The 24,292-nt window shown below is 73.3% G+C and carries 18 protein-coding genes; 8 read left to right on the plus strand and 10 right to left on the minus strand.

Going from position 1 to position 24,292, the window contains the following annotated elements; translation table 11 throughout:
- Positions 1-58 precede the first annotated feature (58 nt).
- Positions 59-2,134: an N-6 DNA methylase gene (locus ABZO31_RS13165; RefSeq protein WP_406861356.1), complete on the minus strand. Its 2,076-nt coding sequence runs from the start codon at positions 2,132-2,134 to the stop codon at positions 59-61.
- A gap of 241 nt (positions 2,135-2,375) precedes the next feature.
- Between ABZO31_RS13165 and ABZO31_RS13170 the strand changes: the two genes are divergently transcribed.
- Both ABZO31_RS13170 and ABZO31_RS13175 read left to right on the plus strand, forming a co-directional pair.
- A complete protein-coding gene (locus ABZO31_RS13170; protein ID WP_406861357.1) occupies positions 2,376-3,158 on the plus strand; it encodes a DUF4352 domain-containing protein in 783 nt (260 codons plus the stop codon).
- 149 nt (positions 3,159-3,307) lie between these two features.
- Positions 3,308-4,066: a hypothetical protein gene (locus ABZO31_RS13175; protein WP_406861359.1), complete on the plus strand. Its 759-nt coding sequence runs from the start codon at positions 3,308-3,310 to the stop codon at positions 4,064-4,066.
- 158 nt (positions 4,067-4,224) lie between these two features.
- Here the strand turns inward: ABZO31_RS13175 and ABZO31_RS13180 are convergent, their stop codons facing one another.
- Together ABZO31_RS13180 and ABZO31_RS13185 are read right to left on the minus strand one after the other, a co-directional pair.
- Positions 4,225-4,971, minus strand: a complete 747-nt coding sequence (locus ABZO31_RS13180) for an N-acetyltransferase (protein WP_406861360.1) — start codon at positions 4,969-4,971, stop codon at positions 4,225-4,227.
- A gap of 69 nt (positions 4,972-5,040) precedes the next feature.
- Complete coding sequence (locus ABZO31_RS13185; protein WP_406861361.1) at positions 5,041-5,766, minus strand: HNH endonuclease family protein; 726 nt, start codon at positions 5,764-5,766, stop codon at positions 5,041-5,043.
- A gap of 132 nt (positions 5,767-5,898) precedes the next feature.
- Here ABZO31_RS13185 and ABZO31_RS13190 point away from each other — a divergent pair, with 132 nt between their 5' ends.
- From ABZO31_RS13190 to ABZO31_RS13200, 3 genes are all read left to right on the plus strand, one after another.
- The gene (locus tag ABZO31_RS13190) at positions 5,899-6,090 is read left to right on the plus strand and encodes an antitoxin (protein WP_406861362.1); all 192 of its coding nucleotides are present in this window, start codon (positions 5,899-5,901) and stop codon (positions 6,088-6,090) included.
- Positions 6,091-6,300: 210 nt separating this feature from the next.
- On the plus strand, positions 6,301-6,747 hold the full coding sequence (locus ABZO31_RS13195; RefSeq protein ID WP_406861363.1) for a protein-tyrosine phosphatase family protein: 447 nt from the start codon (positions 6,301-6,303) through the stop codon (positions 6,745-6,747).
- An 84-nt stretch (positions 6,748-6,831) separates the two neighbouring features.
- Positions 6,832-8,100, plus strand: coding sequence for an SGNH/GDSL hydrolase family protein (locus tag ABZO31_RS13200; RefSeq protein ID WP_406861364.1), 1,269 nt, complete (start codon positions 6,832-6,834; stop codon positions 8,098-8,100).
- A gap of 50 nt (positions 8,101-8,150) precedes the next feature.
- On the opposite strand, the gene mfd is transcribed toward ABZO31_RS13200, so the two are convergent.
- From mfd to ABZO31_RS13215, 3 genes are all read right to left on the minus strand, one after another.
- On the minus strand, positions 8,151-11,687 hold the full coding sequence (gene mfd / locus ABZO31_RS13205) for a transcription-repair coupling factor (RefSeq protein WP_406861365.1): 3,537 nt from the start codon (positions 11,685-11,687) through the stop codon (positions 8,151-8,153).
- Between the two features lie 197 nt (positions 11,688-11,884).
- Positions 11,885-14,455 carry an ABC transporter permease gene (locus ABZO31_RS13210; protein ID WP_406861366.1) on the minus strand — a complete coding sequence of 857 codons (2,571 nt, stop codon included), beginning with the start codon at positions 14,453-14,455 and terminating at the stop codon, positions 11,885-11,887.
- Complete coding sequence (locus tag ABZO31_RS13215; RefSeq protein ID WP_406861367.1) at positions 14,452-15,240, minus strand: ABC transporter ATP-binding protein; 789 nt, start codon at positions 15,238-15,240, stop codon at positions 14,452-14,454. The genes ABZO31_RS13210 and ABZO31_RS13215 overlap by 4 nt, the downstream gene beginning before the upstream one ends.
- A 371-nt stretch (positions 15,241-15,611) precedes the next feature.
- Here ABZO31_RS13215 and ABZO31_RS13220 point away from each other — a divergent pair, with 371 nt between their 5' ends.
- On the plus strand, positions 15,612-17,186 hold the full coding sequence (locus ABZO31_RS13220; protein WP_406861368.1) for an MFS transporter: 1,575 nt from the start codon (positions 15,612-15,614) through the stop codon (positions 17,184-17,186).
- A 17-nt stretch (positions 17,187-17,203) separates the two neighbouring features.
- Here ABZO31_RS13220 and ABZO31_RS13225 read toward each other — a convergent pair whose 3' ends face one another.
- The 3 genes from ABZO31_RS13225 to ABZO31_RS13235 all read right to left on the minus strand — a co-directional run bounded on the left by ABZO31_RS13225 (position 17,204) and on the right by ABZO31_RS13235 (position 21,660).
- Entirely contained in the window at positions 17,204-18,118 is a 915-nt protein-coding gene (locus ABZO31_RS13225; protein WP_406861369.1) for a DivIVA domain-containing protein, read from the minus strand.
- Positions 18,119-18,265: 147 nt separating this feature from the next.
- Positions 18,266-20,677 carry an SUKH-4 family immunity protein gene (locus tag ABZO31_RS13230; protein ID WP_406861370.1) on the minus strand — a complete coding sequence of 804 codons (2,412 nt, stop codon included), beginning with the start codon at positions 20,675-20,677 and terminating at the stop codon, positions 18,266-18,268.
- 5 nt (positions 20,678-20,682) lie between these two features.
- Positions 20,683-21,660: an SMI1/KNR4 family protein gene (locus ABZO31_RS13235; RefSeq protein WP_406861371.1), complete on the minus strand. Its 978-nt coding sequence runs from the start codon at positions 21,658-21,660 to the stop codon at positions 20,683-20,685.
- A gap of 244 nt (positions 21,661-21,904) precedes the next feature.
- On the opposite strand from ABZO31_RS13235, the gene ABZO31_RS13240 reads away from it, so the two are divergent.
- Both ABZO31_RS13240 and ABZO31_RS13245 read left to right on the plus strand, forming a co-directional pair.
- Entirely contained in the window at positions 21,905-22,420 is a 516-nt protein-coding gene (locus ABZO31_RS13240; protein ID WP_406861372.1) for a YwqJ-related putative deaminase, read from the plus strand.
- 10 nt (positions 22,421-22,430) lie between these two features.
- A complete protein-coding gene (locus tag ABZO31_RS13245; RefSeq protein WP_406861373.1) occupies positions 22,431-22,922 on the plus strand; it encodes an SUKH-3 domain-containing protein in 492 nt (163 codons plus the stop codon).
- Between the two features lie 48 nt (positions 22,923-22,970).
- Here ABZO31_RS13245 and ABZO31_RS13250 read toward each other — a convergent pair whose 3' ends face one another.
- Positions 22,971-24,290: a sensor histidine kinase gene (locus ABZO31_RS13250; protein WP_406861374.1), complete on the minus strand. Its 1,320-nt coding sequence runs from the start codon at positions 24,288-24,290 to the stop codon at positions 22,971-22,973.
- Between the last annotated feature and the right edge of the window lie 2 nt (positions 24,291-24,292).

The following is a 24,292-nucleotide window of genomic DNA, read 5'->3' on the forward strand; positions in this document are numbered from 1 at the left end:
ACCGACTCGGACAACGGCCCCGGGGTTGTACGGATCCGTTGTCGAACCGATCACGGTGTCACGGAGACACCGTGCCGTCCGTCAGTCCGTCGTACAGGCCCTGGACGAGGGCCTCGCCGAGGCGGCCCGCGAGGCGCAGCGCGTCCTCGAACTCGGCGAGCGTGCGGAACCGTGTCCCGTACCGCTGTTGTTCGGCGAGCGGCAGGCGCGGGAGCTGGAGGCGGCGCACGTCGAGCCGGGTCGCGGTGGAGGCGTAGCTGCTGGCCTGGCGGTTGTTGGCGGTGCCGCGCAGGAAGCCGGCGAGGAACCAGGGGTCGAGGGCGGCCGGATCGGGGCGCAGCAGCTGGAGGTTGCGGCCGAGGGCGGCGCCGGCGGTGGCCTCGTCGACGACGCGGGCGACGGAGCCGCCGCCGAGGACGGGGACGACGACGTCGCCGGCGGCGACGACCACCGGCTCCTCGGCCGGGCCGTCGGGCAGGGTGCCGGAGGGGGCCTGGCCGGTGAGGACGTCGAGGTCGGTGAGGACCGGGGCGGAGCCGGTGCCGGTGCCGCCGGCGCGCAGCTCCAGGGCGCCGGTGCGGGCGAGTTCGCCGACGGTGACCACGGGCAGCCGGGCGGGGGGGCCGGCGGGGGCGGCGAGGCGTTCGGCGGGCGGGGTGAGGGCGGCGGTGCGGCGCAGGGTGTCGGTGAGCCGTGCGCGGACGTCCTCGAGCGCGGCCGCGCCGGCGGCGGCCGCGGGGGGCGGCAGATGGCGGGCGGGGGCCAGGTCGACGTCGTCGTCGAGGAGTTCGATGACGGGGACGCTGCGGCTGGCGCCGGGGGTCTCCTCGACGGTGCCGTGCTTGTCGAAGGGCAGCCAGGCGTCGAGGACGGCGGTGTGCACGGCCTGCCAGTCGAGTTTGTCGCGGCCGCCGCCCGCGCCGCCGCCGGCCGGGGCGGCGGCCTGTTCGGCGGTGTCGACGAGCAGCAGTTCCGGGGAGGCGGGGACGCCGGGCGCGGGCCTGCGCAGGACCCACAGGTGGAGCGGGATGCCGTACGGCGGGGCCGCGCCGGCGGGCAGGGCGACGACGGCCCGCAGCGCGCCCTTGCGCAGCAGGTCGGCGCGGATGCGGCGGCCGGAGCGGCGGGAGGCGGCGGCGGGCGGCATGAGCAGGACGGCGGTGCCGCCGGGGCGGAGCCGGGCCAGGGCGTGCTGGACCCAGGCCAGCTCGGACTCGGTGCGGGCGGGGAAGCCGTACTCCCAGCGCGGGTCGTAGGCGAGTTCGTCGTGGCCCCAGTTGCGCTCGTTGAACGGCGGGTGGCAGAGCACGGCGTCGGCGGCCAGCTGCGGGAAGGCGTCGGCGCGCAGGCTGTCGCCTGGGCGTACCCGGATCTCGGCGCCGTCGGCGAGGGCGAGGCGGAGCGCGGTGAGCGCGGCGAGGTCGGGGTCGGTGTCCTGGCCGTACAGGGCGGCGGGGCGGTCGACGGCGCGGAGCAGGGTGCCGGTGCCGGAGGCGGGGTCGAGCACGGTGCCGGCGGTGCGCGCACCGGTGCCCGAGCCGGTGGCGAGGGCGGCCATCAGGGCGGCCGGGCCGGGCGGGGTGAGCGTGTACTGGCGCGGGTTGGCGTCGAGGTGACGGCCGAGCAGGAACTCGAAGGCCTGGCGCGCGCCGAGCTCGGAGGCGAGGTCGGCGACGGACCTCAACAGGGGTGCGGCTCCGGCGAGTTCGGCGGGGGCGGGGGTGCGGACGGCGCGCTCGAGCCCGTAGCGCTCGGTGAGGACCTCTTCGAGGGCGACGGGCAGGACCTCGGCGAACCGCTCGTCGGAGACGGCGGCGAGGGCGGGCCAGGCGGCGGGCCGCTCGTGCACGAGGAGCAGGACGCTGCCGCACTGGACGAGGGCGGTGACGGCGCCGGCGGGGTGGCCGGCGATCTGCTGCCAGACGCGCTCGCGCAGCGGGACCTCGGCGAGCTTGCCCTGGGCGCGCAGCCAGGACTCGATGTCGGCGAGGGCGAAGGAGGGGCTGGTCTCCGTGCCGCCGACGGGCTTGGGGAAGTCGGCGTGCCGGCGGCGCCAGTTGCTCACGGCGGCCCGTCCGACTCCTGCCAGCCGGGCGATCCCGGCCGCGGTCACCTCTGCTGCGCTCTCCGGCACCTGGCTGACTCCCTTCACGCCCTGCTGCGTTCGCTCGTGTGTCGTCCGCTGTGTGCCCGATCTTACCGACGAACACCTCCGACACCACTTCACACTGTGGACTGATCGAAATTCTGTGAACCGTGTTGACTCGGTTCACAGCCTCTGCTCTTATTGATTCATCGCTCCACGGAACTCCGTGGGAGCCGGTTGCACAGCCGGTTGCCTATCGCGTCACGTCCATGTCCAGGAGGGCATTTCCATGTCGCACGACACGCACCAGTACGCGCCGCAGACCCCCGCCCCGCGCGCCCTGCGCAACGGCCTCGGCACCGCCGCGCTGATCCTCGGCATCATCGGCACGCTGTCCGGGCTGATCCCGCTCATGTTCTGGCTGGCCGGCCTGCTCGGCCTGATCGCGCTGATCCTGGGCCTCGCCGGCCGCGGCCGGGTCAAGCGCGGCGAGGCGGGGAACAAGGGCGTGACGACGACCGGTGCGGTCCTCGGCCTGGTGGCGATGATCCTCTCGGCCGTCGGCGCGTACATCACGTTCACGGCGGTCAGCGACGCGGTGAAGGAGATCGACAAGGAGCTCCAGCAGACCGCCCCGAAGACGCCCGGCGCCGACAAGGGCAAGGGCGGTGCCGCCAAGGGGAAAGGTCTGGCCGCCGGTGACAGCTCCGTCTACGACGACGAGCTGAAGGTCACCGTCTCCGAGCCGAAGGCGTTCAAGCCGGGCGAGTTCGCCGTCGGGCACACCGAGGGCAACAAGGGCTACCAGGTCACCGTGGTCGTCGAGAACGGCGGCACGAAGAAGTTCGACGCCGCGCTGGTCACGGTGGACGCCCGCGCCGGAAAGGACGGCGTCACCGCCGAGCAGATCTTCGACGACAAGGTCGGCACCGGCTTCTCCGGCTCGATCCTGCCCGGCAAGAAGGCCACGGTCGTCTACGGCTTCGACACCCCCGCCGACGCGAAGAACCTCACCGTCGAGGTGAGCCCGGGCCTGGAGCACGAGGCCTCCCAGTGGGAGCTGAAGCTCTGACCCCCGGTACGGCCTGAGCACCACTCCTCGCAAGCACCACCGAGCACCACCACCGAGCACCACCCCTGGCCGCCACCCCCGGGCGGCCGCCCCTCCCCCCGAACCCCGGCGCACCCCCCGACCGCGCCTGTCCCACCCCGGAGAGACCCATGTCTGCCCTCGGCCGCCGCCACTCGTCCCCCCGCCGCCGCGCCGCCCTCGCCACCCTCCTGGTCACCGCCGTCGCACTCGGCGGCACGGCCTGCGGGCCCTTCGCGGAGCAGGAGGCGGGCCCCTTCAAGGGCATGACCGGGCCTCAGATACTCAACAAGTCCATAGCCGCCACCAAGACGGCGAAGTCCCTGACGCTCGACCTGGCCGTCACCTCCGCCGCCGACGGCCCGACGAAGGCCTATCTGGCCGTCGACCGGCAGGGCAGATGCGCCGGCACCATGACCCTCGGTGCGATCGGCACCGCGGAGATCATCAAGAGCGGCGACGACGCGTACCTGCGCTTCGACGAGGCGTTCCTGCGGGAACAGGGCAAGGGCGAGTCGGCCGCGCAGCAGGCGGCGGTCCTGAAGGAGCTCAAGGGCAAGTGGGTCAGGACCGACGCCTCCGACCCGGAGGCGAAGGACAGCCTGGAGCTGTGCGATCTGGACGCGCTGCTCGCCCCGCTCGAGCAGGGCGTCAACTTCGCCACCGCCGGCGGGGAGACGACCGTGAACGGCCGGAAGGCGCTGCGGCTCACCGAGGGCGACGGCAAGGAGAGCACCACGCTGTACGTGGCCACCGAGGGCGCCCCGCACCTGCTGAAGATCGTCACCAAGGGGGGCGAGGAGCCGGGGACGATCTCCCTCTCCTCGTACGACAAGCCGGTTCCCGCGCAGAAGCCCGCCGCGAAGGACGTCATCGAGATGGAGGACTGACGCGGACCGCGAACGGCGATCCGCAGACCGCGGATCGCGCACAGGCGAACGGGCCGGAGGGCCGCCGGAGGGGGGCGGCTCACCGGCCCGTTCGCATGTCGTCGTGGGGCGTCGTGGGGCGTCGTGGGGCGTCGTGGGGCGTCGTGGGGCGTACGCGCCTACAGCGCGTGGCGGACCCAGACGTTGGGCTCCACGTACACCGCGTACCCGCGCGAGACCTCGCAGTGCACCGGTACCAGCGCGCCCTCGACCTCGACCGGGCCGTCCGCGTCGAACGGGAGCCCGGTCCACTCGCGCCAGCGCTCCACGGAGGACGCGATCGTCATGGAGGCCGGGGCGACCTTCTCGATCACCGCGCCCGCCCGGACGTGGACCCGCAGCCAGGGGTCGTGCGGCAGGCCGTCGGACTCGCGGGTGCGGAAGGCGTACTCGTGGATGGAACTCGCCGCCTCCAGGTGCTTGCCGTTGGGGCGGACCGGGGCGACGACCTCGGAGTAGCCGAGCCGGCGGGCGTTGTCCCGCATCGCACCGAGCATGGTGGCGGACAGGCCCCGGCCGAGCGCGCCGGTGTCCACGGTGACCTCGATGGCGCTGACGGTGTCGGGCTTGTGGCCGTGCCGCAGGTCGGAGAAGGCCCAGAGCAGCATCTGGTCCCAGCCGGTGTCGGGCAGTTCGCCGCGACCTTCGGTGTGCAACCGGAACGGCACGCTGAAAGCACGGGCGACGACCTTGCCGTCGTCGTCGGTGGCGACGAGGACGTACTCGGGCAGTTCGCGGACGATGCGGGCCATGTTCGCCCAGCCGACCGGGTCGTACATCATGAACTCCGGCCACAGGTCCTTCATCTGCCACATCGGCCCCTCGAGTTCGGGGCGTTCGGCGAGGGTCGTGATCGTGAGTTCCATGCGGCGCAGACTAGCCACGCGTCCAGGGACGGGACCAATCGTTTTTGCAGGCCACCGGCGCGACCGCCCCTAGGGAAGCCGCTGTTCCGGGCAGCGGCCGAGGACCCGGCGCATGGCGTCCTGCTCGCCGCGGGTGACCCAGAGCCCGTACTTCCGCTTCACCGCGACCTGCCGGGCGACATAGGCGCAGCGGTACTCCTTGTTCGGCGGCAGCCAGGTCGCGGTGTCGCCGTCGCCCTTGCGGCGGTTGGTCGCGGCGTCGACGGCCAGCAGGTTGAGCGGGTCGTTGGCGAACCGGAGGCGCTTGCCGCGGTCCCACTTCTGCGCGCCCTTCTGCCAGGCGTCGGAGAGCGCGACCACATGGTCGATGTCGACCTTGCTGCGGCCGCGCACGAACGCGACGCGGTGGCCGGTGTAGGGGTCGTCGACGAGGGCGCCGGAGGCGACCTTGCAGTCGCCGTCCTTGAACGCGACCCCGGTGAGGTCGCGCTTGAGTATGTCGTCGCGGGTCCCGCAGCCGTTGCGGTCGACGTCGGCCCAGGCGCGGCCGAAGGCGGCGCGCTCGTACCCGTTCTTCGGCGCGCGGCCCTTGACGGCGAGTTCGCCGACGGCGGCGAGGGCGGGGCCGCCGGCGCCGTGCTCCGACCGCTCGGACTGCTGCGACCGCCCGGGGCGGTCCCGCCCGGAGTCCCGGTCCCTGTCCCCGCGCCCGTCACCGTCCCCGGTGCAGGCGGTGGTCAGGAGCAGGGCGGCGGCGAGGGCCGCGGCGGTCAGGGGCTTCCGGTGGGTGCGCACGCCCGGATCCTAGGCGGGGCACCCGGGCGGGAAACCCGGCGGGGGGCGGGACTCGAAGCGCTCGGCGCGCGCATCGGGGCGGGCGGGGGTAGCGTCGTTTGCGCTGTATGTCCCCTTCCTAAGGAGTCCCGCATGGGGATCATGGACAAGCTGAAGGGCCTGATCGGGCAGCACGAGGACAAGGCCCGCCAGGTGTCCGACACCGCGGAGAAGAAGGTCAACGAGCGGACCGGCGACAAGTACACCTCCCAGGCCGACCAGGCCCAACGGAGGGCGGAGGGCTCGCTCGGCATGTCGGACCGGCCGGAGCAGCCGCCGACCTGATCTCCCGCGACGCACGGCTGCCGCGCGCAGCCCCGACGACCCCGGCCGCGGAGTGCTTCGAGCACCCCGCGGCCGGAGCTGTGCGGTACGGGCGCCGGAGCTGTGCGCGGTACGGCGGAGAGCTCCGCGCCGTACACCGGCGGGCTTTGCGCCGCACCCTGGAGGGATTTGCGCCGTACGCCGCAGAACTCCGCTCCGTACGCTGGAGCCATGACGACGCGAGAGCACTCCTGGGACCCGGCGGCCCCCGGTGTCCTGCGACTCCCCTCCGGCCGGCTGGTCCGCGGCCGTGGGCTGCGCGATCCGCTCCCGCCGGGCGACGTCCCCGAGTTCGGTGTCTATCTGCTGGGCCGGCGGCCGCCGGAGACGCCGTGGGAGTCCCTCTGGGTCCGCTGGTCCGACTTCTGGCTGCCGGCCAGTCACACCGCGGCCCGGACCGCGCTCGCGGAGGTCTGGGACCGGTCCGCGACCGAGCGCGTCGAACTCGCCTGCGGCGGCGGCCGCGGCCGTACGGGGACGGCTCTGGCCTGCGTCGCCGTGCTCGACGGCGTCCCGGCCGACGAGGCCGTGCAGTACGTGCGCGAGCACTATCGGCGGGGTGCGGTCGAGACGCCCTGGCAGAGGCGCTACGTCCGGCGTTTTCCGGCCAGTCTCTGACGGATTCCGCGTTCCGGGGGAATTTCCGTAGGGCACCTCCGCTTGAGCCGTCCGACAACGGAACGTCAGAACGGGCGGACACTCATGAGCACCTCAAGCACCTTGCAGCGCACCGGTATTGCCCTCGTCGCCGGCCTCACCCTCGCGGCCCTCCCCCACGCGGCCACCGCGACCGAAGCCGGCCACAACGGTGGCCCCTGGCGTGGCGGTTGGGCCACCTCGCCGCAGCAGCCGGCGGCGCCCTTCGGTTCCAACTGGTCGCAGCCGGGCTTCGAGAACCACACCGTCCGCCAGGTCGTCCGGGTCACCACCGGCGGCACCAGAGCCCGGATCGAGCTCTCCAACCGGTACGGCACCGGCCCGCTGCGGATCACCGGCGCGACGGTCGCCCTGACCGACCAGGGCGCGTCGGTGAAGGCCGGCACGGTCCGCCACCTCACCTTCGGCAAGGGCCGCTCCGCGACGATCCCGGCCGGCGGCGCGCTCCGCAGCGACGGCGTGCCGTTCAAGGTCCGCGCGCTGCAGTCGCTGACCGTCACCCTCTACCTGGCCGGCCCGACCGGCCCGGCCACCTTCCACCAGTTCGCCTCCGCCACCAGCTACCGCGCGGCCGGCGACCACCGCGCCGACCGGAACGGGACGGCGTTCACCGAGTCGAACGACTCCTGGTACTTCCTCACCGGCGTCGAGGTCTCCGGTGGCGCGCCCGCCCGCAGGGACGGCATCGTCGCCTTCGGCGACTCCATCACCGACGGCGTGGGTTCCGCCGTGAACGCCGACAACCGCTACCCCGACGAGCTGGCCGAGCGCTTCGCCGCCGCCGGCCGGCCGCGCAGCGTCCTCAACCACGGCATCGCCGGCAACCAGGTCACCAACGACTGGTCCTGGGCGGGCGAGAAGGGCGTGAAGCGGTTCGCCGAGGACGTGCTGAGCGAGCCGAACGTGGGCACCGTCATCCTCCTCGAAGGCATCAACGACTTCGGCGGCAGCGGCGGGAACACGCCCGGCCAGCCGACCCCGGAGGTCTCGGTCGAGCAGCTCATCGCCGGCCACCGGGCGCTGATCCGGCAGGCGCACGCCAAGGGCATCAAGGTGGTCGGCGCGACGCTCACCCCGATCAAGGGCTCCTTCTACGACGACGCGAAGAAGGTGAACGAGGCCAAGCGGGACGCCTTCAACGCCTGGGTCCGCACCTCGGGCGCGTACGACGCCGTGATCGACTTCGACCGTGTCGTCCGCGACCCGCAGGACCCCGACCGGATCCTGCCCGCGTACGACTCGGAGGACCACATCCACCCGAACGACGCCGGCTACCGCGCGATGGCCGCGGCGCTCGACCTCGACGAGCTGTGAGCAGCGGTGGGGGCGGGCGCGTGTGCGCCCGCCCCCACCGGCCTCGGCCGTCAGCCCAGGATCGACGTCAGGAACTCCCCGGTCCACGCGAGCAGTTCGCGGCCGACGACCGGCTTGCCGCCGATCGTGCCGGTGGTGGGACGCGGCACCAGGATCTGCTGCGTCGGGGCCTTGATGACCGTCCGCGGGTACAGCCGCTTGAGCCGCAGCTCCTGCGACTCGCGCAACTCCACCGGCGCGAAGCGGATGTTCGAGCCCTGGAGCACGATCTCGCCGACGCCGCAGGCCCGCGCCAGCATCCGCAGCCCCGCCACGAGCAGCAGGTTCTCGACCGGCTCGGGCAGCTTGCCGTAGCGGTCGGTCAGCTCCTCGCGTACGGCCTTGACGTCCTCCTCCGAGTTCGCCGAGGCGATCGCGCGGTACGCCTGCAGGCGCAGCCGCTCGCCGGGCGCGTAGTCGTGCGGGACGTGCGCGTCGACCGGCAGCTCGATCTTGACCTCCAGCGGCGGCTCCTCCTCCGCCCCGCCCTCCAGGGACGCCCGGTAGTCCGCGACGGCCTCACCGACCATCCGCACGTACAGGTCGAAGCCGACGCCCGCGATGTGACCCGACTGCTCGCCGCCGAGCAGGTTGCCCGCGCCGCGGATCTCCAGGTCCTTCATCGCCACGTACATGCCCGCGCCCATCTCCGTGTGCTGGGCGATGGTCGCCAGGCGTTCGTGCGCGGTCTCGGTCAGCGGCTTCTCCGGCGGGTACAGGAAGTACGCGTAGCCGCGCTCGCGGCCGCGGCCGACGCGGCCGCGCAGCTGGTGCAGCTGCGAGAGGCCGAAGTTGTCGCCGCGCTCCACGATCAGGGTGTTGGCGTTGGAGATGTCGATGCCGGACTCGACGATCGTCGTCGACACCAGCACGTCGAACTTCTTCTCCCAGAAGTCGACGACGACCTGCTCCAGCGCCGACTCGGACATCTGGCCGTGCGCCGTCGCGATCCGCGCCTCCGGGACGATCTCGCGCAGCCGGGCCGCGGCCCGGTCGATCGACTCGACCCGGTTGTGGATGTAGAAGACCTGGCCCTCGCGCAGCAGCTCACGGCGGATCGCCGCGCCGATCTGCTTCTCCTCGTACGGGCCGACGAAGGTCAGCACCGGGTGCCGCTCCTCCGGCGGGGTGGTGATCGTCGACATCTCGCGGATGCCGGTGACCGCCATCTCGAGCGTCCGGGGGATCGGGGTGGCGGACATGGTCAGCACGTCCACGTTGGCACGCAGCTTCTTCAGCTGCTCCTTGTGCTCGACGCCGAACCGCTGCTCCTCGTCGACGATGACCAGGCCGAGGTCCTTGAACTTCGTCTCGGAGGAGAACAGCCGGTGGGTGCCGATGACGATGTCGACCGCGCCGTCCTTCAGACCCTCCAGCGTCGCCTTGGACTCCGTCTCCGACTGGAAGCGGCTGAGCGCCCGGGTGACGACGGGGAACTGCGAGTACCGCTCGGTGAACGTGCCGAAGTGCTGCTGCACCAGCAGCGTCGTCGGCACGAGGACGGCGACCTGCTTGCCGTCCTGGACCGCCTTGAACGCCGCCCGGACCGCGATCTCCGTCTTGCCGTAGCCGACGTCGCCGCAGATCAGGCGGTCCATGGGGATGCTCTTCTCCATGTCCTCCTTGACCTCGGCGATGGTGGACAGCTGGTCGGGCGTCTCCGCGTACGGGAAGGCGTCCTCCAGCTCCCGCTGCCAGGGCGTGTCCGAGCCGAAGGCGTGGCCGGGGGCCGCCATCCGCGCGCTGTACAGCTTGATCAGGTCGGCGGCGATCTCCTTGACCGCCTTCTTCGCGCGCGCCTTCGTCTTCGTCCAGTCCGCGCCGCCGAGCCGGTGCAGCGTGGGGGCCTCGCCGCCGACGTACTTGGTCACCTGCTCCAGCTGGTCGGTCGGGATGTACAGCCGGTCGCCGGGCTGGCCGCGCTTGGCCGGCGCGTACTCGACGAGCAGGTACTCGCGGGTCGCGCCCTGCACCGTGCGCTGCACCATCTCGATGTACCGGCCGACGCCGTGCTGCTCGTGCACGATGTAGTCGCCGACCTCCAGGGTCAGCGGGTCGATCGTCTTGCGGCGCTTGGCGGGCATCCGCTGGCCGTCCTTGCCGGCCGCCTTCTGTCCGGACAGGTCCGTCTCGGTCAGCACCGCCAGCTTCAGCGCCGGGTCGACGAAGCCGTAGTCGATGGACCCGCAGGCCACGTGGACCACGGACGGCGAGATCTCGGCGAGGTCGGCGTCGAGGCGGGCGGCGATGCCCTCGCCGCCGAGCACCTCGGCCGTACGGGACGCCGGGCCGTGCGCCTCCGTCACGTACACGGTGCGCCATCCGTCGGCCAGCCAGCCCTTGGTGTCGGCGAGCGCGCGGGCGGTGTCGCCGCGGTACGTCTCCGGGGCGTGCATGCCCAGCTTGAGGGTGTCCGAGTCCGTGTCGTCGGCGGTCGTGTCGGCGGCGAACGGGGACACCGACCACCACATCATGCCGAGCTCGCGCGCCCGGTCCCGTACGTCGGCGATCCCCCACAGCGAGGCCGCGCCGACGTCGATCGGCGCCTCCCCGCCGCCGGCCGTGGCCGCCCAGGACGCCTGCAGGAACTCCTGCGAGGTGGCCACCAGGTCGGCGGCGCGGGTGCGGACCCGCTCCGGGTCGCAGACCACGGCCATGCTGCCGGCGGGCAGCACGTCGATCAGCAGCTCCATGTCGTCGACGAGGACCGGGGCGAGGGACTCCATGCCCTCCACCGCGATGCCCTCGGCGATCTTGCCGAGCAGTTCGCCGAGCTCCGGGTGCTGCTCGGCGAGGGCGGCGGCCCGCTGCCGGACCTCGCCGGTGAGCAGCAGCTCGCGGCAGGGCGGGGCCCACAGTCCGTGCTCGGCCACCTCCAGGGACCGCTGGTCGGCGACCTTGAAGTACCGGATCTCCTCGACGTCGTCGCCCCAGAACTCGACGCGGAGCGGGTGCTCCTCGGTGGGCGGGAAGACGTCCAGGATGCCGCCGCGGACGGCGAACTCGCCGCGCTTCTCCACCAGCTCCACGCGTGCGTACGCGGCCGCCGACAGCCCCTCCACGACCTCGTTCAGGTCCGCCTGCTGCCCGGTCCGCAAGCTGACCGGCTCCAGGTCGCCGAGGCCCTTGACCTGCGGCTGGAGCACCGAGCGGATGGGGGCGACGACCACGGACACCTTTCCGGTGGCCGGGTCGTCGGGCGAGGGGTGGGCGAGCCGGCGCAGCACGGCGAGGCGGCGGCCGACGGTGTCGGAGCGGGGCGAGAGCCGCTCGTGCGGCAGCGTCTCCCAGGAGGGGTAGTCGACGACCGTGTCCGGGTCGAGGAGGCTGCGCAGCGCGGCCGCCAGGTCCTCGGCCTCCCGGCCGGTGGCGGTGACGGCGAGCACGGGCCGGGCGGCCTCGCGGGCCAGCGCGGCCACCGCGAAGGGCCGCGCGGCGGGCGGGCCGACCAGGTCCACGTGCATGCGGTTGCCGTCCTGGGCGGCCTTCACCGCTTCGGCGAGGGCCGCGTCTCGTACGACGGCGTCGAGCAGACCGTGCAGGCTCATCAGGAGGTTCCATCCCGGTTGGACTACGGGGGCGGGCAACGCGAACAGCCCGACACGTCTCACGGGCCGGGGGTTCCAGACTACGACGTGGGTCCGATACCCACAGCCGCGCACGGTCCCGGTGGGATGGAGGACATCCACCGGGACCGTCGCAGTCCAACCTAGCGGCCCCGCCCCGGCCGCAACGGGACTACCCGCTACTCACTGGCAATGGCGTTCAGCACGTTCATCCGGCCGGCCCGGAAGGCCGGGACCAGCGCCGCGAACAGGCCCACGAACGCCGAGCCGACGAACACCGTCAGGATCGTCGGCCACGGGATCTCCAGGACGCCCAGGCCCTCCAGGGCGAGCAGCTTCTGCGCCGCCGTGCCCCAGCCCATGCCCAGCCCGAGCCCGAGCAGCGCGCCGAAGAGGGCGATCACCACGGACTCCAGGCGGATCATGCGGCGCAGCTGGCGGCGGGAGAGCCCGATGGCCCGCATCAGACCGATCTCCCGGGTCCGCTCGACCACCGAGAGGGCGAGGGTGTTCACCACGCCGAGGATCGCCACGATGATCGCCAGGGCGAGCAGCCCGTAGACGATGTTCAGCAGCTGGCCGACCTGGTCCTGCAGGTCCTTCTTGTAGTCGGCCTGGTTGCTCACCTTGTACTGCGGATACTCCGCGAGCGCGGCCTTCAGCGCCGTGTACGCCTCGGTCTCCTTGCCGTCCTGCGCCGTCGCGAACACGATCAGGTTCTGCGGCAGCCGGTCGGCCGGCAGATACCGGGACGCGGTGGCTATGCCCGTGTACATCGCGCCCTTGTCGACGTTCCCGGAGTCCGAGGTGATCGCGGCGACCTTCAGCTTCGCGGTCTTCCCGCCCTTGAAGGCCACGGTCAGCACGTCGCCGACCTTCACGCCGTGCTCGGCCGCGTAGTGGCTGCCGACGGACAGGGAGTCCGCGCGGTAGGCGTCCGCGAGCCGTCCCGCGGTGACCTCACGGCGCACGTCCTGCGCGTAGGTCGGGTCGGCGGCGACCACCCGCTTGTCGAGCTTCTTCCCGTCCGGTCCGGTGATCACCGCCGGGACCGTCTTGTACTCGGTGACGTGCCCCAGGCCCGGAACCTTCTCCAGGGCGGCCTGCACCTGCGGCACCACCCGCTGCCCGGTCGGGGACTGGACGATGAAGTCGGCGCCCACCGAGCGGTCCAGCTCGTCGGTCGCCGAGGCGACCATCGAGGAGCCGACCACGGACAGACAGGCCACCAGCGCCAGGCCGATCATCAGGGCCGCGCCCGTCGCTCCGGTACGGCGCGGATTGCGCAGCGCGTTGCGCTCGGCCATCCGCCCCACCGGCCCGAAGGCCCGCAGCACGACCACGCTGATCGCCCGCACGACCCCGCCGGCCAGCAGCGGCCCCACCACGATGAAGCCGATCAGCGAGAGCACGATCCCCACGCCCAGCCACAGCGACCCCGTACCGGCCTTGTCGGCCTGCGTCGCCGCCCAGAGCGCGGCTCCGCCGCCCGCGGTCAGCAGCAGCCCCAGCACCCCGCGGAGCGTTCCGGTCCGCCCGTCGGCGGGGGTGCCCGCGTCCCGCAGGGCCGCCATCGGGGAGACCTTGCCGGCCCGCCGCGCCGGTATGTACGCGGCGAGGACGGTGACCACGATGCCGAGAACCAGGCCCACCGCCGGGGTGGTCCACTTCACCGTCAGGTCCTGCGTGGACAGGTTCATCCCCATGGAGGACATGAGTTCCATCAGCCCCACGGCCAGCCCCACGCCCGCGCCGACACCGGCGGCCGAACCCACGACGCCGAGCAGCAGCGCCTCGACGAGCACGGACCGGTTGACCTGCTTGCGGCCGGCGCCGATGGCCCGCATCAGACCGATCTCGCGGGTGCGCTGGGCGACCAGCATCGAGAAGGTGTTGACGATGAGGAAGATGCCGACGAGGAAGGCGACCCCGGCGAAGCCGAGCATCGCGTACTTCATCACGTCGAGGAACCCGGAGACCTCCTTGCGGCCCTCGTCGGCGGCCTCGGCCGCGGTCTGCAGCTTGTACCCGTCACCGACGGCCGCCGCGATGTTCCGCTTCAGCTGCTCGTCCGGGACACCGGGCTTCGCCTCGGCGGCGATCTGCGTGAACAGACCCTCCTTGCCGAGGAGTTCACGCTGTGCGGTGGCCGGGTCGAAGTAGACGACGGTCGCGCCCGGGTTGGTGACCTTGAAGTCGACGATGCCCGAGATCCGCGCCCGGAAGTCGCCGGTTGCGGCGATCGTGCGCAGCTCGTCACCGAGCTTCAGCTTGTGCTTCTCCGCCGTCGTGCCGTCGATCAGCACGTCGCCGGGGCCGCTCGGCACCCGCCCGGAGGTGAGCCCGACCGATCGCAGCTCGTTCTGGTTCCAGCTGACGGCGATGGTCGGCGCGCCGCTGGTCGGGCCCAGGTTCTTGTTCTTCGCGTCGACGACGGTGACGCTCAGCGAGACCACCGAGCCCGTCGCCTCCCGCACACCCTCGGCCCGACGCACCCGGTCCACCAGCGAGGCCGGGAAGCCCTCGGGCCGGCCGGCACCGGGAATCTCGTCGGGGCTCGCGGCCTTGGCGCTGAGGGTGACGTCGGAGGCGGTCGAGGCGAACAGCTTGTCGAAGGTGGTGTTCATGGTGTCCGTGAACACCAGCGTGCCGCTGACGAACGCCACGGACAGCAGGACGGCGACGGCGGAGAGCGCCATACGGCCCTTGTGCGCGAAGAAGTTGCGCAGGGACGTCTTCAGGACGGTCATGACGTACGCCCCCGGGCGTCGAAGTCCTTCATCCGGTCCAGGACGGCGTCCGCGGTGGGCTTGAGCATCTCGTCGACGAGCCGGCCGTCCGCGAGATACAGCACCCGGTCCGCGTACGAGGCGGCCACCGGGTCGTGGGTGACCATGACGATCGTCTGCCCCAGCTCGTCGACCGACTGCCGCAGGAAGCCCAGTACCTCCGCGCCCGCCCGCGAGTCGAGGTTTCCGGTCGGCTCGTCACCGAAGATGATCTCCGGGCGGGCCGCGAGCGCCCGCGCCACGGCGACGCGCTGCTGCTGACCGCCGGAGAGCTGGTTCGGCCGGTGCTTGAGCCGCCCGGCGAGCCCCACCGTGGAGACCACCCGGTCCAGCCACTCCCGGTCCGGCCGGCGGCCCGCTATGTCCATCGGCAGCGTGATGTTCTCCAGCGCGTCCAGGGTCGGCAGCAGGTTGAACGCCTGGAAGATGAAGCCGATCCGGTCCCGCCGCAGCTGTGTCAGCTTCTTCTCCTTCAGACCGGTGATCTCGGTCTCGTCGAGGAAGATCCGCCCGCTCGTCACCGTGTCCAGACCGGCCAGGCAGTGCATCAGCGTCGACTTGCCGGACCCCGACGGGCCCATGATCGCGGTGAACTGCCCCCGGTGGATGTCCACGTCGACCTCGTCCAGCGCGATTACCCGGGTCTCCCCCTGCCCGTACGCCTTGACGACCTGCCGCGCCCGCGCGGCCACGGCCGTTTTCTCTCCAGTACCCCCGTGCCTGGGGATCGTCACAGCCGAAGTCACGGTATGTCTCCTATTTCAGTGAGTCGCGCACATGTTTCAGTCAGTGGCGTACATAACTCAGCGCTGATTCGAGTCTGTCGAGCGCCCGCCCCCGGCGCGCTGGGGTTCCCCGCACACTCGCCCTGCGGTTTTCCTCAGGTCGCCCCCGTAAGAACCAGTTAAGAACCAGGCCGCCCCCGGCACCTCATCCGCCGGGACGAACACCCCCTGGGCGCAAGGGCGGAGTCGCCCCTAGGGGTTCTCCGCCCGTGGGCGGAGACCGTCTCGGGGGCGGACGACCCGACTCTGCCCCCTCCCGCAGCGTCAGGTGCAAGTGAGAGGGTGTCCCCCGACGAGATAGATGCATAGGGAATGCAAAGGGGGATCTTCCGTTGGCCGAGCCGACGCCCACGACCGCCGGCGCGACCACGCCCGCGACCACGCCCGCGACCACCACCGCCGCCCCCCGCGGCCGCGGCCCCGTCGTCGCCGCGCTCATGCTCGGCATGGGGCTGGCCGCCCTCGACGGCACCGTCGTCGCCACCGCCGTCCCGCAGATCGTCGGCGACCTGGGCGGACTCTCCGTGTTCTCCTGGCTGTTCTCCGGCTACCTGCTCGCCGTCACCGTCACCCTGCCGGTCTACGGCAAGCTCTCCGACACCTTCGGCCGCAAGCCGGTCCTCATCACCGGCATCGTCCTCTTCCTCCTCGGCTCCCTGCTCTGCGCGGCCGCCTGGAACATGGCCTCCCTCATCGCCTTCCGCATCGTGCAGGGCCTCGGCGGCGGGGCGCTCCAGGGGACCGTCCAGACGATCGCGGCCGACCTGTACCCGCTGAAGGAACGCCCCAGGATCCAGGCGAAGCTCTCCACCGTCTGGGCGACCTCCTCCGTCGCCGGACCGGCCGCCGGCGGCCTGCTCGCCGGGTACGCCGACTGGCGGTGGATCTTCCTCGTCAACATCCCCGTCGGGCTCGTCGCGCTCTGGCTCGTCGCCCGCCACCTCGTCGAACCCGCCCGCCCCACAGCGACCGGCCCCGGCCGGACCGTCGTCGACTGGCCCGGCGCCCTCGCCGTCTTCGCCACCGGCGCGCTGCTGATCACCGCGCTCGTCCAGGGCGGCGTCGCCTGGCCGTGGCTCTCCACGCCGTCCCTCGCCCTGTTCGCCGGCGCGCTGGTCCTCGGCGCGGTCACCGTCGTCGTCGAACGGCGCGCCGCCGAGCCGATCATCCCCGGCTGGGTGTGGCGCCGGCGCACCATCGCCGCGGTCAACCTCGCGCTCGGCGCGCTCGGGCTGCTGATGGTCGCGCCGACCGTCTTCCTGCCCACGTACGCCCAGGCCGTCCTCGGCCTCGGCCCGATCGCCGCCGGGTTCGTGCTCTCCGCGATGACCCTGAGCTGGCCGGTCACCGCCGCCTTCGCCAACCGCGTCTACAGCCGGATCGGCTTCCGGCTCACCGCCGTCCTCGGCATGACGTCCGCGCTGCTCGTGCTGCTCGCGTTCCCGATGCTGCCGTTCCCCGGCGAGCCCTGGCAGCCCGCGCTGCTGATGCTGCTGCTCGGCGCGTCCCTCGGCTTCTTCCAGCTGCCGCTGATCGTGGGCGTGCAGTCCACCGTCCCGTACGAGGAGCGCGGCACGACCACCGCGTCCGTACTGTTCTGCCGCCAGGTCGGGCAGAGCGTGGGCGCGGCCCTGTTCGGCGCGATCGCCAACGCGGTCCTCGCCGCCCGTCTCGGCAGCGCCGGCGACCTCGACTCCCTCGCCCGCGCGCTCGACACCCCCGGCGCGCTCACCGCCTCCGCGGCGGACCACCTGCGGCGCGCGGTCGACGCCGCGGTCGACTACGTCCACATCGGCGCCGCCGTCGCCGCCGCCCTGTCCCTGCTGGCCCTCCTCACCCTGGCCCCGCGCCGCTTCCCGGTCCTGAACCCGGAGGGGACCGAGAGCCCCGAGCAGTCCCCGAAGTAGCCGCCCGCCCCCTACTCCTACTCCTCCGGCGCCTCCGCAGCCTCTCCCGCGGCTTCCTCCGCGTCCCTCGCCGCCCGGCCCGTCAAGGACGCCAGACTGTTGCGGACATGGGTCATGTGGGCGCGGGTGGCCTCGGAGGCGGTGGCGTGCTCGGCGAGGATGCGGTCCGTCTCCTGCTCCATCCGCTCGCTCGTCGCCCGCGCGCCCACCAGGAGTTCCGCGGCGCGGGCCTCCGCCGCCTCCTGGCGGCGCCGCGCGCTCTCCTCCGCCTCCGCGAAGGCCCGTTCCGCCTCCGCAAGTTCGGCCTGCGCCGCCGCGACCCGCTCCGTGTGCCGGGCCTCCCGCTCCTCCTCGCGCGCGGCCGCCGCCCGCTCCTCCTCGTCCCGCCGGCCCGCCTGCTCCTGCTCGCGGGCGTCCACCAGCGCCGCCGCCCGCAGCCGCGCGTCCCCGACGGCCGTACGCGCCTCCTCCCGCAGCGCGACCAGGTCGCCGCGGGCCCCCGCCCGTACCGCCTCCGCCTCGCCGCGTGCGACCCGCAGCAGCTCCTCCGCCGCCCGTTCCGCCGCCGCGACCGCGTCGTCCGCCTCCTCGCGGACCGTGTCCGCGCACCGCTCAGCCGCCGCCCCGGCCTCGTCCCGCAGCGCCCGCGCCTCCTCGGTCGCCGCCGCGACCAGCTCGGCCGCCTCCTGCTCCGCGAACGCCAGCAGCAGCCGGGCCCGTTCGCCCAGCGCCTCGTACCGCTGCTCCCCCAGCCCGTCGACGCGCTCGCGCAGCCGCGCCGCCTCCTCCTCCATCTCCCGCGCCAGCACTGTCAGCCGGGCGGCCCGCTCCCAGGCGGCGTCCCGGTCGTCGCAGAGCCCGGCGAGGAAACGGTCCACCTGACCCGGGCGATAGCCACGTCGTGCGACGGCGAAGGCATGCGGCTTCCTCATCGGCGGAGCCCCTCTCGTACGCGGAACCCCCTCCTCCGATCTTGCGGGATCACACCGGGACGTCCCCGGCCCCGACACGACCGGTACGCCGAAGGGCCCGATCCGTACCCCGGACCGGGCCCTTCGGCGTACTCCCAACGGGTGGACTCAGAGGAGCCCGTCCCACATCTGCTCAAGCAGCACCGACCACCAGTTCTCCGGCGACGCCAGCGCCGCCGGGTCCAGCATCGCCAGCTGCGCCTGGAAGTCGACCGTCCACCGGCCCGCCTGCTCCGGCGTCAGCCCGAACCGCAGCCGCCACATCCGCCCCAGCAGCGCCATGCAGCGGGTGAACTCCGGCAGCCCCGTGTTCACGAACTGCGGCGGCAGGCACCGCCCGTCCGGACCCGGCTCCACCGGCACCGCCACGATGTGCGCCGTGCCGTACTGGACGCAGATCGCCTTGCCGAAGTCCGAACCGAGCACCAGGTACGAGCCCGCGTCCGACGGCGGCTGGATCTGCCGCTGCGCCGCCAGCTCCGCCAGCGTCGGCACCACCGGCTGGGCCGGCTGCGCCCAGAAGAACGGACCGAAGTCCGCCGGCAGACCCGCCCACACCAGCGTCACCGCCACCACCTCGGGCACGCCCTGCCGGGACACCGCCCGCTGGTCGAACCGGCAGATCGCCGGCCCGAACGCGCCCGCCAGCTCCTGCGCCACGCCCTCCGGCGGGACCGGCGGCGCCGGCGGCACCTGCGGCAGCGGCGCGCGCACCGGCGCGGGGCGCGCCGGACCGTCCGCCACCTGGTGCAACTCGCCCTGATGGGTCAGCAGTTGCTGCATGCCCTGCTGCCTGCCCGCGTGGTCCCGGCCGTACGGGGCGATGTTGGTGATCCGCGCCTGCGGCCAGGTCTCCCGGATCATCCGCGCGCAGTAACCGCCGGGCAGCTCGCAGGACTCCAGCTCCGTGTGCAGCTCCAGGACCTGCTGCGGCGGCACGTTCATCGCCCGCAGCTCGTGCAGGATCTGCCACTCCGGGTGCGGGGTGCCGGGCGCGGAACGCCGGATGATCTGCGCCTCCGAGCCGTCGGGCGCGCGGTAGCGCAGCACCGCCTGGTAGCCGGGGCCGACGGTCGGCTGACCGGTCGGCTGCGGCGGGAACGGCGCGGCGCCGGCGGGCCCGGGCATGCCGGGAGCACCCGGCGGCGGGCTGGGCGGCGGAGGCGTACCGGGACCGCCCTGGCTGGGGCTCGCCAGCATGGTGGCGGCGTGATGCACCGGCTGCGGCGGAGTCGCACCGCCACCCGGGACACCCGGAGGCGCCGGCGGCGGAGGCGTACCCGGCTGACCCGGAACACCGGGCGGACCCGGCGGCGGAGGCGTACCAGGACCGCCCTGGCTCGGGCTCGCCAGCATCGTCGCCGCATGATGCACCGGCTGCGGCGGAGTCGCGCCACCGCCCGGGACACCCGGAGGCGCCGGCGGCGGAGGCGTACCCGGCTGACCCGGAACACCGGGCGGACCCGGCGGCGGAGGCGGGGTGGCCCCGCCCATGCTCTGGTTCGGATGCGCCAGCATCGTCGCGGCGTGGTGCACCGGCTGCGCCGGGGTCGCGCCACCGCCCGGGGCACCCGGAGGCGCCGGCGGCGGAGGCGTACCCGGAGCGCCGGGCGGCGTCGGGCCGTTGGGGCCCAGCTGCGACACCAGCTGCGTCGGTACGTACGCGTCGGCTCCCGGCGCACCAGGAACGCCCGGCGCACCGGGCGGAGGCGGCGGGATCGAACCGGCCTGCGGACCACCCTGGGGACCCCCAGGCGGACCGGCCTGCGGGACACCCGGCGGCATCCCGTCCGGCTGCAGCGCCTGCTGGGCGATCTGCGTCCTCGGCAGCTGGCTGCCGCCCGACATCAGCGCCGTCGGCGCGTCCGCTCCGGTCACCGGCGGCGGGGTGTCGTCGTCGTCCGCACCCGACAGCGGCGGCGCGAACACCGTCGCCGGCAGCGGCACCGACACGTCGTCGCCGCCGGACGGGCTCACGTCCGCCCACGCACCGCTGCCGCCGGCGGACGGCGCGGACGGAGCGGGCGGCGGCGTCGCCGAAGCCGGCATCGGCGCCGGAGGCGGCGTACCGGCCACGGGCGCAGGAGCCGGCGCAGGAGTCGGCGACGGCGACGACGCACCGCCGTCCGCACTCCGCCCGTCCGGAATCCCCGCCCGGTCCGCCGCCTCCTGCAGCCACTCCGGCGGCGTCAGCAGGAACGACGTCTGGTTCAGATCCACCCGCTGCGGCGGCGCCGGCGCCTCCGCGCGCGCCGCGGCCGACGCGCCGTACTCCTCCTCGTACCGGCGGATCACCTCACCCACCGGCAGCCCCGGCCACAGCGTCGCCTCACCGCTGTCCCGGGCGATCACCAGCCGCTGCCGGCCGCCGTCCGACGTCGGACCGTCCTCACGGTCCTCCGCCCACACCACGAACCCCAGCTCGAACTCCCGCACCCGCACCTCGCGGTGCTGATACGCGGGCAGGTCGCCGTTGATCCACTCCTCGGCGCGCTCCTGCGCCTGCGCGAACGTCACCATCGAGCTCACTCCCCCACCGCGACGACCTGCGCGAAGCCGCCGTCGACCATCAGGTTCGCCACCGTCTCCAGCTCCGGCGGATTGCCCGCGAGCCGCGCCAGGAAGTCGTCGAAATCCGTGCCGCACGGCAGCAGCAGCCGCTCCGCCCGGTCCTGCACACTCAGACCGTCCCGGTCCCGGGCGTCGTCGTACGCACAGAACCAGACCGAACCGACGCCCTCACCGCGCACCTTCACCGCGAGCAGACCGCCCTGGACGAACGCGACGCCCAGAAAGTCCTTCGTCAGATGGTCCCGCAGACACTTGTTGACGTACACCAGGTCGTTGACCCCCGCCTCCTCACGCACCGTGAAGAACGGCTGGTCCACCAGCAGACCCAGCTCCGCGTCCAGCGCCGCGCCCACCGGCGCACACCCGCCCGCGGCCTTCAGGAACGACCGGTACGCGCCCGGCAGGCGGTACCCCAGGTCCTCCTCCACACCCTGCAACTGCTGCTCCGACACCGACATCCGCGCCTTCGGCAGCCCGAAGTGCGCCGGCCGGGTCTCCTGCAGCGGCCGCGTGCCCCGCTTGTCGTGGTCCACCGCCGCCGTCGCCACACCGCCGTGGTGCCGCAGCAGCGCCTTCACCTCGACCGGCACCAGCTCCATCCGCCGGCTGCCCGCCACGTGATGCCACGTCCAGCCGTGCGGCGTCGCCACCGCCGGGATCGTGTCCCACAGCTCATGCCCCGACGCCGCCAGCGCCGCGTTCGCGGACACGTAGTCCGTCAGCCGCAGCTCGTCCACGCCGAAGCCCTCCGGCGGCTCCGCGATCTCCGCGGCCGCACGGGCGTACGGAGAGAAAACCGGGTAGCCGTGCTCGTCCACCCGCACCCCACGAGGATGCCGGGAGGCCCGGACCGGATCCGGGAAATGCACGACCTGCCCGGCGTAGGCCGCGTTCGGTGGCGCGGCGTCCTGCCCGAGCCGACCTGTCGTCATGGCGGTTGCCCCCTGCGCTGGCTGCTGGCTGATTTGGCACAGCCTATGCGGTGCCACCAGGCCGCCGCCCCGGCCGGAACACCACCGGACCCCGTCGTGACCAAGTGTCACGACGGCATGACACAGGCGTCATGAGTGCGACACGCCGAAGGGTGCTTTCGTCCACCCAGCTTCCACACCCGGCAACCCATTTGGCAGGCTGTTCACGCAACTCGGGGGATTGCAGGAGGGGAAGACGAGCACGATGCAGACAGCACGACCACCGGCCACGGTGCCCACGCAGGGTGACCCACGCCTCAGCTGGAGCGCCAGCGACACCACCCGCGCTCCCGTACTGCGACACCGCCGCGACGGCATCCTGCCCACCGTCGGCGCCGCGCTCTCGGTCCGCGGCGAGACCCTGACATGTACCGCCGGACGCGGCGACCAGGCACCCGCCCTCCACCCGCTCGTCCAGGACTTCCTCGACACCCTCACCAGCGGCCAGCGGGAACGCTTCACCGGCCGCTGCCCCGAAGCCATCCTGCTCTCCCGCCACCTCACCTCCGCCGAGAACGGCCGCTCCAGACGCGCCCAGCGCAAACCCCTCACCCAGGGAGAAGCCAGGCGCTCACTGAAGCAGGCCAAACTCACCGCCCGCCGCATCCGCGAGGACGGCGACCCGCTGCACGGCAGCTACGCGGCCCCCTGCCGCTCCTGCACGGCGATGCTCGCCCACTTCGGCGTACGCCCCGTCGACCCCACCGCCCAGAACGGCTGACCCGCACCGCATGCCCGACCTGAACACGACCCGCTTCCCCGTCAACGTCGACGCGGCCCTCCGCGACGCGGGCTGGCAACCCGGCCGATGGGACATCAAGCAGGCCGAGGAATGGGCCGACGCCCTGCGCGCCCACGTCTCCCCGGCCGGTCACCGGCACGCCGTCTTCCCGGCCGCCGTCGAAGCCTGGGCGGAATTCGGCGGCCTCCGGATCACCGGCCCCGGACCCGGCCGGCACATCGCCCCCGGCGCCGTCCACCTCGACCCCCTCGCCGGCCTCCACCTCGCCCGCACCCTCGGCGACCTCGGCCGCGCCCTCGAGACGGAACTGGCCCCGCTCGGCGAGGAGGGCGAACACCGGGCGGTGCTGGCCATCGACAGCGAGGGCCGCGTCTACAGCCTCGACCACACCGGCGACTGGTACCTCGGCCGGGACATCGACACCGCCCTGACGGGGCTGATCACCGGCACCCAGCCGACACGACTGACGACGAGCGGCTGAGTACCGCGGCCCGCACGGTGCCGGCCCGCACAGTGTCGGCCCCCCGTCCTACGCCACCGCCTCCCGCACCGTCGGCAGCACCGCCGACACCCGGAAGCCGCCCGCGTCCGTCGGCCCCGACACGAACACCCCGCCCAGCCGGTTCACCCGCTCCCGCATCCCCACCAGGCCGTTCCCGCCGCTCGGCAACTGCGCGTCCGCCGCCCCCGCGTCCGACGGACCGTTCTCCACCTGCATGGCGACCTCGGCCTCCCGATGCGCCAGCCGCACCACGACCCGCGCACCCGCCGCATGCTTGTGCACGTTCGTCAACGCCTCCTGGACGACCCGGTACGCCGTCCGCTCCACCTCCGCCGCGTACCGGCGCGACTCGCCGAGCACCGCCAGCTCCACGACCACCCCGGCCAGCCGGGACTGCTCCACCAGCTCCTCCAGGGCGTCCAGACACGGCCCGTCCTCCGACGCCGCCTCCGCGGCCGCCGCCGCGGCCGCCCGGCCCACCGCCGCCAGCGGTACGGGCTCGGGCCCCTCCGCGGGAGCCTCCTCCCGCAGCACGCCCAGCATCCCGCGCAGCTCCGTCAGCGCCTGCCGGCCCATGTCACCCACCAGAGCGGCGTTCCTGACGGCCTTCTGCGGATCCTTCAACGCCACCGCCTGCAACGCCGCCGCGTGCACGACCATCAGCGAGACGCGGTGCGCCACGACGTCGTGCATCTCGCGGGCGATCCGCGTCCGCTCCTCCTGGCGCGCCCACTGCGCCCGCTCCTCGGCCCGGTCCGCGAGCAGCGACAGCTCCTGCTCCAGGCTGTCCGCCCGCTCCCGCAGCGACTCCATGAGGCGGCGCCGCGCACCGACGTACAGACCCAGCAACAATGGCGGGGCGTTCAGCCCCAGCGTGAGGACGAGCGACAGCAGCAGGATGTACCAGCCGCTCGGATCGAAGCCCTCCGCCTGCTGCATCTCCTGCCGCATCCGCACCACGGTCACCAGGAACACCGCGGCCGACGACATCCCCGCGAGCAGCGCCGTGATCCGCCGCGGCACCTCGGACGCGGCGAGCGTGTACAGCCCGACGAGCCCCATCAGGAAGCCCATCTCGGCGGGCGTCGTCGCGATCGACACCAGCACCACGACGATCGGCCACCGCCGCCGCAGGGTCAGCACGGACCCGGCGACCAGCCCGAACAACACCCCCACCGGCACGGGCAGCCCCGCGTCCCCCGCGAACCCGACCCCCTCGAGCCCGCACTCCAGCGCCGACACCAGGCCCAGCCCGACGTCCAGCACCGCACTCCGACGTCTCCCCCACCACAACCAGCCCCGCGCGGACCCGCCCGCCGCGTCCTGGTGTGCCCCCATTGCGGTCATGC

This window comes from Streptomyces solicamelliae (assembly GCF_045348655.1).
In the GTDB taxonomy this organism is placed as follows: Bacteria; Actinomycetota; Actinomycetes; order Streptomycetales; family Streptomycetaceae; genus Streptomyces; species Streptomyces solicamelliae.